General features: G+C 62.5%; 10 protein-coding genes. 3 read left to right on the top strand and 7 right to left on the bottom strand.

The features are described 5' to 3' along the window. Nucleotides 1–110 precede the first annotated feature (110 nt). Nucleotides 111–956, bottom strand: coding sequence for an ABC-2 family transporter permease (locus ACRQEG_RS07885; RefSeq protein ID WP_435730942.1), 846 nt, complete (start codon nucleotides 954–956; stop codon nucleotides 111–113). Next, nucleotides 953–1,981, bottom strand: a complete 1,029-nt coding sequence (locus ACRQEG_RS07880; RefSeq protein ID WP_435730941.1) for an ATP-binding cassette domain-containing protein — start codon at nucleotides 1,979–1,981, stop codon at nucleotides 953–955. Before ACRQEG_RS07880 ends, ACRQEG_RS07885 begins: the two co-directional genes overlap by 4 nt. A gap of 162 nt (nucleotides 1,982–2,143) precedes the next feature. On the opposite strand from ACRQEG_RS07880, the gene ACRQEG_RS07875 reads away from it, so the two are divergent. Both ACRQEG_RS07875 and ACRQEG_RS07870 read left to right on the top strand, forming a co-directional pair. Further along, entirely contained in the window at nucleotides 2,144–4,156 is a 2,013-nt protein-coding gene (locus tag ACRQEG_RS07875; protein WP_320758132.1) for an acyltransferase family protein, read from the top strand. Between the two features lie 25 nt (nucleotides 4,157–4,181). Next, on the top strand, nucleotides 4,182–5,249 hold the full coding sequence (locus ACRQEG_RS07870; RefSeq protein ID WP_320758133.1) for an endonuclease/exonuclease/phosphatase family protein: 1,068 nt from the start codon (nucleotides 4,182–4,184) through the stop codon (nucleotides 5,247–5,249). A gap of 60 nt (nucleotides 5,250–5,309) precedes the next feature. On the opposite strand, the gene ACRQEG_RS07865 is transcribed toward ACRQEG_RS07870, so the two are convergent. After that, complete coding sequence (locus ACRQEG_RS07865; RefSeq protein ID WP_320758134.1) at nucleotides 5,310–5,540, bottom strand: hypothetical protein; 231 nt, start codon at nucleotides 5,538–5,540, stop codon at nucleotides 5,310–5,312. 206 nt (nucleotides 5,541–5,746) lie between these two features. Here ACRQEG_RS07865 and ACRQEG_RS07860 point away from each other — a divergent pair, with 206 nt between their 5' ends. Beyond that, entirely contained in the window at nucleotides 5,747–6,631 is an 885-nt protein-coding gene (locus ACRQEG_RS07860) for a trimeric intracellular cation channel family protein (RefSeq protein WP_320758135.1), read from the top strand. Here ACRQEG_RS07860 and ACRQEG_RS07855 read toward each other — a convergent pair. The 4 genes from ACRQEG_RS07855 to ACRQEG_RS07840 form a co-directional block, all read right to left on the bottom strand. Continuing rightward, nucleotides 6,628–7,380, bottom strand: a complete 753-nt coding sequence (locus ACRQEG_RS07855; RefSeq protein WP_320758147.1) for an iron ABC transporter ATP-binding protein — start codon at nucleotides 7,378–7,380, stop codon at nucleotides 6,628–6,630. The genes ACRQEG_RS07860 and ACRQEG_RS07855 overlap by 4 nt on opposite strands. A 107-nt stretch (nucleotides 7,381–7,487) precedes the next feature. Next, nucleotides 7,488–8,543 carry an iron chelate uptake ABC transporter family permease subunit gene (locus ACRQEG_RS07850; protein WP_320758136.1) on the bottom strand — a complete coding sequence of 352 codons (1,056 nt, stop codon included), beginning with the start codon at nucleotides 8,541–8,543 and terminating at the stop codon, nucleotides 7,488–7,490. Then, the gene (locus ACRQEG_RS07845; RefSeq protein ID WP_414429735.1) at nucleotides 8,540–9,541 is read right to left on the bottom strand and encodes an ABC transporter permease; all 1,002 of its coding nucleotides are present in this window, start codon (nucleotides 9,539–9,541) and stop codon (nucleotides 8,540–8,542) included. Before ACRQEG_RS07845 ends, ACRQEG_RS07850 begins: the two co-directional genes overlap by 4 nt. A 63-nt stretch (nucleotides 9,542–9,604) precedes the next feature. Beyond that, nucleotides 9,605–10,657: a siderophore ABC transporter substrate-binding protein gene (locus ACRQEG_RS07840; RefSeq protein WP_320758138.1), complete on the bottom strand. Its 1,053-nt coding sequence runs from the start codon at nucleotides 10,655–10,657 to the stop codon at nucleotides 9,605–9,607. Nucleotides 10,658–11,106 lie beyond the last annotated feature (449 nt).

The raw sequence follows: 11,106 nt of genomic DNA, 5'->3' as shown, positions 1-11,106 counted from the left end.
TGACTCTGATCCCGATAAGGACGGGGTCTCCGGGGATGCCGATCAGTGCCCGACCATCGCCGGGCCCCACCTGCGTCGTCGTGTTTAAAAGCGCCGCGGCTCAGGCGTGACTACACGTCAGAGCGCGAGAAGCGCCAGCCGCCCAGGGCAAGCAGCACCACCGCCAGCGCGCACCACAGCCCCAGGCCGAGGGCCGGGCTGGAAACCGTGAACGAGGTGACGTCGGCGCCGGCGTTGAGGCCGGGCGGGCTGAGCGCCGCGGTGAGGAGCATCGGCGGCAGGTAGGGGATCACGAAGCTGCGCACGAACTCGGAAGGGATAAGCGCGAGCACCGGGGAGAGCATCATCACCGCGAGGATGAGCACAATGGTGCCGGCAGAACTGCGCAGCAGATATCCGATTCCCAGGGCCATCCACGCGGAGGTGACCATGGCGATGATGAAGTTAAGGAAGAGCCACCAGGCATCGCCGCTGAAGCCGATTGTGAGGCCGAAGAGGGTGCCCACCACGGCGCCCAATCCTAGGAGCACCAACGTGGTGGCCAGGGCGACCAGGCTGAGCGCGAGGGTGCGGGCGGCCACGTTGCGCCAGCGGCGCGGGTCGGCGCTCACGGTGGAGCGCATGGTATTCGCGGCGTATTCCGAGCACACCGTGACGGCGCCGAAAGCTACCATGATGATCTGGAAAATGCTGCTCGCGCTGATGAGGACGTATGCGGCGAGGGAATGCTCCGCCCCCATGGCGGTGGCGTACGCATTGAGTTCGAGCTCGCTGGAACCCCAGGCCGTGAGCGCGGTGATCGCCAGGGAGAAGAGCGTCCCGATGACGAGCGTCCAGCGCAGCGAAGGCAGCGTGAGGATCTTGCGCAGTTCGGAGCGCAGCGAGCGGCCCAGCGTGACTCGGTAGTTCGGAGCCGCGAATTGGCTGATGCGCGGGGGAACATAAGCGGTACTCATCGGTGGCCTCCCGGGAGGTTCGTGGTGGGGCGGCCCGCGCCGTATTCGACGTCGTGGCCGGTCAGGTCCATGAAAATATCTTCCAGCGAGCGGTGGACGGTAGCCAGTTCGTCCAGCTGCACCCCTGCCTCGAAGGCGATTTTGCCGATGGCCGCGCGTGAACCACCCGGGATCGCGAAACGGGCGACCGGGGCGACCGGCGTGGCGTGCCCAACCGGCGTGGCGTGCCCAACCGGCGTGGCGTGCGCCTCCGGCGCGCCCGCCGCGGGCCCCGCAACCTCGCTAGCATCCTGGAAGTCCAGCCCGGCTGCCCGCAGCGCACCCTCCAAGCCGGCCCGGTTGGGGGAGGCCACCAGCACCGTGGTATTCGCCGCGGCTTCGGTGAAACTCTCGATGGGACCGAAAGCAATCATGCGCCCGCGCCCGATGACCAGCAGGTCGTCAGCGGTTTGCTGCATTTCGCTCATGAGATGCGAGGACACCAGAATGGTGCGGCCCTGCTGCGCGAGCGTGCGCATGAGCAGACGCACCCAGCGCACCCCGTCCGGGTCCAGCCCGTTGACGGGTTCGTCGAAGAGCAGCACTTCCGGATCACCCAGCAGCGCCGCGGCAATCCCGAGCCGCTGGCCCATACCCAGGGAGAAGCCCTTGAGCTTACGCTTGGCCACGGTCCCGATGCCCGTCAATTCGATGACTTCGTCCACGCGCCGAGCGGGAATCCCGTGGGTGGCAGCCAGAATCTGCAGGTGGCTACGCGCGCTGCGCGAACCGTGGAAGGCTTTGCCATCCAGTAGTGCGCCCACCGTGGTGAGCGGGGAGGCGAGCTGCTCATAGGGCTGCCCGGCGATGAGGGCACGCCCGGAGGTGGGGCGATCCAGCCCCATAATGCAGCGCATCGTGGTGGATTTGCCCGAGCCATTCGGGCCGAGAAACCCGGTGATTTTCCCGGGTTGGAGCTGGAAACTCAGGTTATCGACCGCGGTGGTCGCACCGTAGCGTTTCGTCAGGGCTTCGACTGTTATCACAGGCAGTCCTTTCGTGCTGGATTGGTGAGTGCCCGGCCGCGTTGGCACTCGCGCCGCCTATTCTACAGCCGCCCCGCACGCTCCCCGGTGGTCCTCATCTCATGGACGCTCCGCCGCCCCGTGTCTCGCCTCCCCGTATTCGCGCAGTCCTAGAATGTGCCTATGCCGCAATCCTCACGCACCACCACCCGCATCCGCGCCCTCGACGGCATCCGCGCGCTCGCGATCATTGCGGTGGTGCTCTATCACATGCGTCCGGCGGTGCTGACCGGCGGATTCATCGGCGTCACGGTGTTTTTCGTGCTGTCCGGTTTCCTCATCACCCGCAGCGTGCTGCGCGAGCTGAGCCGCGAACGCCGCTTCTCCTACCTGCGTTACCTGCGCCGCCGCCTCCTGCGCCTGTGGCCTCCGGTTCTCGTCACCATCGCGGGGGCTGCGCTCTTCAGCTACATTTTTGCGCCCAGCCTGCTCCCGAAAGTGCAGGCTGACGCCCTCCCGGCCGCGCTTTTCGCGAGTAACTGGGTCTATATTTTCCGGGAGGTCCCGTATTTCGCGGCCTCCGGCCTGCCGTCCCCGCTCACTCACCTGTGGTACCTGGGGGTCCTCGCCCAGTTCTACCTGCTCTGGCCGTTCATCCTGCTGGCTCTGCGCCGGGTGCGTTACTCGACGGTGCGGATCGTGGCGGGCCTGGCCCTCGCCTCCGCGCTGCTCATGGCCGTGCTTTTCTTCGCGGGTCCGGATTCCACCCGCGCCTACTACGGCCTGGATACTCGCGCCGCTGAAATCCTTATTGGCGCGCTTGCGGCTCTCGTTTCGCCGTATATTGCGTCCCTGTGGTCGCGCGCGGATAGTACGACGCCGCAGCTTCCCGCGCGTTCCGCCACCTCTGCTTTCGCGTTGCGGGTCGGCACCGGCGCCGCTCTCCTGGCGCTGCTGGCGCTGGCTGTATGGGCGGATGGTGAATCGGCTCTCACGTACGCGGGTGGTTTAACGACGACGGCGCTTCTGACCGCACTTATTGTCCTCACCGTGCACAACCCGCGGCTGGGCCTGAGCCGGGTATTGGCTAGTGCACCTTTTGCCTATGTGGGTTCGCGATCCTTCTCCCTCTACCTGGTTCACTATCCGCTGTTGCTTTTCATGAATCCGGCAACCCGCACCGCGGAGATTTCCGGGGCGGCCAAGATCGGGCAGCTGCTGGTGGTGGGCCTGGTGGCGGAGCTGTTTTATCGGTGTGTGGAGCATCCGAGCGCGCGCTTGGCGCGGGCCGGCTGGCGCGCGGGTTTACGTAGCTGGTGGACTAGCCTGCGCACGTGGCGTAGCGATATGCGCACGTGGTGCACCGGCTCGCGTAACTGGTGTAACTGGCGTAGCTTCGCGGGTAAGAACCAGCTGAGTGACACGGCCTTCGCGGTGCTGAGCGCGGTGTCTCTCCTGCTCGTGACTCTGCTGGCTTTTGCGCCGATTTCCTGGCAGCGCCTCGCGGATTCCCGCGCGGTGGCGCTGCGCCCCGAGCTCGCCGCCCCTGCGCCCGCTATCTCGGCCCCGGCCAGCTCCGCCCCGGCTGTCTCGGCTCCGGCCGCCACCAGCGCGGCGCCCACTCCCAGTCCAACTCCCGCGCCGGGCGCTCTCCAGCCCATCGCCACGAAAGTACCGGGCAATCTGGATGCTTCAGCGTGGAGTAAGGACCCGGCCACCGGTGTTTGCGGGGCTAACGCCGTGATGATCGGTGATTCGGTGACTTTGGGTGCCACCGAGGCCCTCAAGGAGGTCCTTCCCAATTCGGTGGTGGACGGTAAGGTCAGCCGGCAATTTACCGCCGGCGCGGAGGTGTTCGCCGAGCGCCAAGCCCTCGGGGAGAAGCCGCGGGTGCTTATCTATGCGCTCGGCTCGAACGGAGCTATTGGCGGGGAGGCGGATATCCAAAAACTGGTGGACGCCGCTCAGGGTCTTCCCGTCTATTTCGTGACGAACCGCAGCCCGCTGCCAGCCCAAAACCCGAATAACGAGCTGCTCAAGGCCTACGCCGCCTCCCACCCGAATGTGGGCATTATTGATTGGTGGGCGGCCACCGAAGGCCACGAAGAATTCCTGCGTGACGATGGCATCCATCTCACACCCACCGGGCAGCAGCACTTCGCTACCCTTATCCAGCAGGCCCTGTGCGGGGCCTAAAAGGCCAGCCGGAAAGGTAGGAGCGGTGCGCGTTCTCAATTCTCTTCTCGGGTTGCTCCTTGCCGTCTTCGCGGTTTTCACGGTGCAACCGGCCTGGTTCGGTCCGGCCGCCCGGCTTGCCACCGTGGTGCCCGGGGCTCAGATCATGTCCAGCCGCGGGGCGCTGGCGCTCGGGATGCTGATCGCCGCGCTCGCGGTGGGGCTGCTCGGTGCGGTCCGCAGGTATTTTGGGGGTGGGCGCGTGGCGGTGAGCTGCGCCGTCGTGCTACTACTCGTGGCCCTCGCGCATGCCGGAACCTTGAGCGGGCGCGGGCTGGAGCGGGAGACTCTCGGTGCGCCCGCGGCCGGCGAGCTCACCGTGGTGCAGTACAACACCGAGGGCGGGCGCGTGGACTGGGATCAATTGGCCGATACCATCGTGCGGGTGGGGGCAGATGCGGTTTCGCTGATTGAAACCTCGGGCGATGCCGGTGCGGAGATTCAGGAGAAGCTGGCCGCGCGCGGGGTTGACTACCAGCTTTTTGACGGCGGTGTTTCTCGCTATAGCGCCGATTGGCGCTCTTCGGTGCTGCTCGTTTCAGCCGCGCGCGGGGAGTACGAAGCGGTGGATTTGAGCGAAAGCTACGGCGATGATCTGGCACGCGCGGTGGCGGCCGCGCCGCGCGACGGGGCGCGCCCGGGTGCTCCGATGTTCGTGGCCGGGCATCCCACGGCTCCGGTACCTGCGTATATGGATCTGTGGCGCGCGGAGGCGCGGGCGTTGTACCAGGTGTGTGCGGCCGTGCCGGATGCGGTTGTTGCAGGGGATTTTAATTCGACGGCGGACCACCAGGCTGCTCTCAGCCCTGGCTCGACCTGCCGTGATCTGGGGGCTGACGCCGGAATTGGCGCGGTGGGGACGTGGCCCACCAGGGTGCCCGCGCTGCTGGCCTCGCCAATTGATCGGGTCATGAGCTCGGGGGCCTACCGCGGGGTGGCCGGGGAGATCATCGACCCGGGTAAGGCCAGCGATCACCGCGGCATCATCGTGCGGCTCAAGCCGGCTGCTGCTCCTGCTACTGATCCCACGCCGGCAACGGAATCCGATTCTTAGGGACTGGCTGGGGCGGGGCCCGCAAGCAACTGTAAATGTGCCGCAAACTCGTTAGCGAGCTCATCCAATCGTGCGTTCACCACGGTAGTACTCCTCGAAGCGATCCAGGATTTCCATTTCGAAGTAGGCGTTAGTTTCTTTTGGTCCGAGCTGGTAGTTATCAGCGCGCAAGTCGAATTCTTCCCGGGTCATTCTGACCTCACGCAAGATTTCTTCCTTGCGCTTGAGAACATCTTCAAGTGATGTAAACGTAAGTTCCGGAGTACACAGCCGATCCTCGGCAATATCCATATGTCTCACTCCTTCAATCGTCTTATGGCGAAGTAGTTACGTGTGCTTCTCCGTCATTCTTGCGTGGTATGCAAGCGCCAAAAAGACCGATCCACAACCTGTGGAAAAACGCGGAGTAATTCTGCGGATAACTCCGGACCCGTTGCTGTCATATTCCTTCACCATCTACCCCCAATCCCACTCCTTGAAAACTTCCGTCACCTAGAATGGGAGACGTGGATTTGGATACGCTCTCGGAATGGTCTCCGGTTGTTTTTGACCTCTTAGATATTTTCGGGGTGTTCGTGGCGGCCATCCTTGGCGGCATGGTGGCCCGCGAAAAATCTTTCGACATCGTTGGTTTCGTTATCGTGGCGATTATCAGCGCCCTGGGTGGCGGTATGCTGCGCGATATCCTTATCCAGCAGGCGCCGCTTCTCAAGGAACCACCGGTGGCGCTCACCAATCCCTACTATCTCAGCTGCGCCCTGCTCGGGGCGCTGGTGGCCTATCTGCTGCGCCTGCGCGGGAAATGGGTGCGGCGCTTTATGACGGTCATGGACGCTGCCGTTATGGGTGCCTGGACCGCCACTGGTGTTATCAAAACTCTCAACGCCGGACTGGGCGTGATGCCGGCGGTCATGATGGGCATGATTACCGCGGTGGGTGGCGGGCTTATCCGCGATATCACGGTGGGCCGCACCCCGGTGATTTTCGGCGGTAATACTCTTTATGCCACGGCTTCGCTTATCGCGGCGTTCCCCGCGGTGGTGCTCTGGTACAACCACGCGCCGATGCTGGCGATGGCGGTTTCTACCCTGCTCGCTTCGCTGCTGGTGATCCTGGCTCGCGTTTTCGAGTGGTCGCTGCCCGTGAATCGGGACTATTCCGTGAACGATACTCTCCAGCACGTCAGTTCTTCGCTGAGCCGGCGGATGCGTAGGTTGCGGGACGAAGAACACCGTCGGCTTGCGCGTGCGGAACGCCAGGAACGTGCGGTACGACGGCGCAACCAATCCCGCCAGTCGCTTCGCGCGCGGGCACTCAGCAAGAAGAGCCAAGCGAATTCTTCCGGCTCGGGCGGCTCCGGAGATGCTGGCTCACATGCTTAGTAAATCGCAACCGGGCCGCAGGGGCCGGGAATCACATCAATCTCCGCGTCGAAAATCGCGGAAAGGCGCTCCGGGGTCATAATATCCGCAGGGGTGCCCGCGTCCATAACGATGCCCTCCCGCATGGCAATAATGCGATCCGAGTAGCGTGCCGCGAAATTAATATCATGGATAACCAGCACGATGGTGCGGTGGAGCTCATCCGCGGCCTGGCGCAGGTGGCGCATCATCTGCACCGAATGCGAAATATCCAGATTATTGAGAGGCTCATCCAGCAGCACGCAATCGGTTTCCTGGGTGAGGACCATCGCCACGTAGGCACGCTGGCGCTGCCCACCGGACAGCTCATCCAGGTAGCGCCCTTCCAGCTCCGTGAGCCCCAGGAAATCAATATAGCGGGAGATAATCTCCTCATCTTCGGCAGTGAGGCGCCCATTGGAATACGGGAACCGCCCGAAGCCAACCAGCTGGCGCACCGTCAGGCGAGTAACGAAGTGATTTTCCTGGCGTAGGATCGCGAGAATCTTGGCAAGATCGGCGGATTTCGTCGTCGTCACATCAAGACCCGCCACCGCAATCGCGCCCGCGTCCATACGCATGAGCCGCCCGATCATCGTCAGCAGCGTGGACTTACCCGCACCATTCGGGCCCACCAGCGCCGTGACCCCACCGCGCGGAATATCCAAGGTCACCGGGCCGATCCGCACCTCCGAACTGTAGTCGCGGCGGGTACCTTCCATGCGGATCATCGGATCCGCGCAGCTCAGATCAGCCGCACGCAGATGCGGGGAAACAACCGGCGGAACCGGTGCGGGAACCTCGATATGTGTGCCTGCTGTTTTCTTGCGGTGGCGCATTACAACCGCCCCTTTCTCAGAACGACGACGAGGAACATCAGGCCGCCCACCAGTTCAATAATGATGGAGACCACGCCTTCCGCCGAGAAAATATTTTTCATCACGAAGAAGCCACCCATGAGTACCGCGTAACCGATCACGGCGGCCATGGGGAAGAGGAAACGGTGATCGTAAGTATCCGCAGCTTGGTAGGTGAGGGTAGCAACCAGGAAACCGAAGAAGGTCATGGGCCCCACCAGCGCCGTGGATACCGAGATAAGTACCGCGATAAGCGTGAGAGAAATAAGGAGCATACGCAGGTGGTTGACGCCCAGCGACACCGCCACATCCCGCCCCAGCGCAATCGCATTGAGGGAACGCGAAATGAGGAGGAGCGCCACCCCGGCGCCCAGCGCCAGCGGGAGCGCCGCCACGAACACATCCGAGCGAGCATTCGCGATAGTGCCGAACATACGCGCGGAAAGCACATCGAATTCGGAAGGAGTAAGCATGCGCTGCATAAAAGCGGAAAGTGACCCCAACCCGGTGCCGATAATAATGCCGATTAGCAGCATAATATGAAGGCTGCCGAGTTTGCCGCGCAGCAGCCACCCGTACAGCGCCAGCGCGCAGGCCACCATAATCGCCACCTGGATAAGGAAAGCTCGCACCCCGGTGAAAGCCACGAACCCGGCCACCCCGAAGAAGAAAATCGTGGAGGTGTGAATCACCGAATACAGCGACTCGAAACCCATAATCGACGGCGTGAGAATTCGGTTAGTGGTGACCGTCTGGAAGGCGAGGGTGGCCAGCGACTGGCAGAAGGCCACCAGCAGAATAGAAAAAACTGCCTCGGCACGCATCCGGGTAATAATCCAGAAACCTTCGGAGCCCACCGCCACCGGAATATTCCACACAAAGTAGAGAGCGGTGCAGGCCAAGCCGAGCAGCGCGGTGCCGATCAGCAGCAACCAGTAGCGCCGCCGCGCCCGCGGGGTTGCGAAAGCGCCCGCGTGGCTGGGAGCTTGTCCAGGAACGCGAGACTTTTCGGGATATTGTGGTACGACGACGCTCATGAGAGCCTCCGCCGCTGCCGCAGAATAAGGAAGATGAACACGGCCGCTCCCAGGGTGCCGAGGATGAGGGACACCGGGATTTCAAAGGGGGCGATGAGGGTGCGGGATACCAGGTCACAGACCGTGAGGATTCCGGCTCCGAAAACGCAGACCCAGGGGAGATTAGAACGCAGATCGTCCCCGCGCAGCAACGAAATAATATTAGGGACGATAAGCCCGAGGAAGGGAATACGGCCAATCACCACGGTGACCACGCCGGTGGTCAGGGCGATCACCCCGGTGCCGAGCAGCACGATGAGGTTGTAGTTCACGCCCAGCCCGGTGGCCACATCCTCACCCAGGCCTGCCACGGTGAGGCGGTCGGCCAGGATAAAAATGAGGACGGTGGCAATAAGAACAATCCACAGCGGTTCGTAACGTCCGGCCACCACATTCGCGAAACTGCCCTGGAACCAGACCCCCAGGGTCTGCAGAGTGTCAGTTTTGAGGGCGAAGAAGGTGGAAATAGCGGATACCACCGCGCCGAGCATAATTCCCACAATCGGCACAATCACCGAGGAACGCAGCGTCACCCGGCGGAGGAACAAGAAGAAAATAATGGTGCCGATAAAAGCGAAAAGGATAGCTGCCAGCATCTGCTCAATAAGCGAGGTATGCGGGACCAGGAACATGACCACGAGCAGCCCGAGGCCGGCCCATTCGGTGGTGCCCGTGGTGGTGGGTTCCACGAATTTATTCTGGGTCAGTAATTGCATGACCAGCCCGCACATCGCCATAGCGGCACCGGCCAGCACCAGGGAGGCGGTACGGGGGATGCGGGTGGCGAAATACATGAATTCGCCGTCTTCGTGCTCGGCGATATTGTAGGTGCCCGTGGTCATGGATAGATAGACGAGACCCGCCAGAATCACGACGCCGAGGGTGAGCGGTAGGGCTCGCAGCAGTCTACTCGCGGTAGGCCTGCGGGAGGAAAGAGAACTCTGCGGTGGTGTTGTCATGGGCGTACAAGCTGCGGGGGGCGGGTTCCCGGCCCCCGCAGGTTAGTAAACCGTTAGCCTGAGCTACTTGGCGGCCTTGAAGGCCTTGGCCAGGTCGTTGAGGAATTCGATGTAGGTTTGCGGACCTTCGTTGATGTAGGTATCCGCGGGCATGGTCAGGATCTGCTTCTTCTGCACCGCCGGCACATTGGCCATGGCGGGGGAGTTGGTTACCAGATCAGCACCGTGGGCCTCACTGCCTTTACCGACCGCGGCATCGCGGTCCATAATGAGGATCCACTCGGGATTGGCCTGGGCCAGGGCTTCGTCGGAAACTTCGTCACCCCTGTGGTTAGCGGTTCCTTCACCCAGATCGAAGGCCGGGGTGAGGTTGAGGAGCGGGTAGAGCGGCCCGAGGGTGCGGCCCACGCCCGGGGCGAGGTAGCCCATCTTGCCACCGCTGGTATTGATGGAGAGAACCTTCTGGCCGGCAGGGTAGGCATCGCGCGCGGCGGCAATCGCGGCATCCAGATCCGCGTTGAGCTTAGCGGCTTCCTTTTCCTTGCCGAAGATCTTGCCCAGATCCTCAACGTCCTTCTTCATGCCGTCCATGAGGAGTTCGCCGGACTTATTGGCGTCCGCATCCTTTTCTTCCTTGGGCAGCTTGATGTTCAGGTCAATAATCGCGGCGTTCGGAGCGGCGGCCTTGATCTTGTCATAATGCTGGGCGAAGCGCTGGCCCACGATGACCAGATCGGGGTTAGCCGCGGTAATGGCCTCAAAATTCGGTTCGCGGTGGTTGCCGATATCTGCAACTGATTCATCTGCGACGTACGCGGAATCCTTGGGCATAACCTTCTTGGGTGCCGCCACAAGCTTGACGCCCCACTCGTGCAGAGTTTCGAACGTGCGGTTATCCAGGGAAACCACGCGCTCCGGGTTGACCGGAACTTCCTGGGTGCCATGCGAATCCGTGATCGAAACGGTGCCGGCGCCCTCTGTGGTGGCCTCAGCGGCAGGTTCCGAAGCGGCGGCGGAAGGTGAGGAGGTATCCTTGGCCGAGTTATTGGAGCAAGCGCCCAGCGCGAGGGTGCTGGCAGCCACAAGCGCGAAAAAGCCGCGAACTGTCTTCTTCATTGTTTACCTTTGCGTAGAGTAAAAATACGTTAGGGAAGGAAGTCCTAACCCATCCATGAGTGTACTTATACGGGACACCTTAATTCAAGGCTGTGCTTATAGTGCGGTAATTTCCCAGGCCAGTCCAGTGTATAAGCCTTAACTAATGTGGCGGATTTTAGCGACGCTGTCACGAAGGTGGAGTTTTTGGGCGGGTTCGGTGCTGGTGCTATAGGACCTCGGGCCAGCGGCCCGCGCGTTAGCGCGGCGTCGTCGTCACCCTGCATGGCACCGGGGGTAGAAGCACCTCGGCAGCAAGATGTGGAACGGATCTTGCCACCGAGGTGCAGTCGCTGTGGTGTATAGCCACTGGCGTACGGGATACCTATGCGCTCCGTTGAGAATCCGGGAGACCCCACGCCGCGGTACTACTCTTCAAGGTTACGCTACCGAAAGTTACCGCGGCGTGA

The sequence above is a fragment of the Actinotignum stranguriae genome (assembly GCF_051265215.1).
Taxonomy (GTDB): Bacteria; Actinomycetota; Actinomycetes; order Actinomycetales; family Actinomycetaceae; genus Actinotignum; species Actinotignum schaalii_C.
Note: the sequence above shows the minus strand (reverse complement) of the source record. Positions and strands in the feature narration are given on the sequence as shown.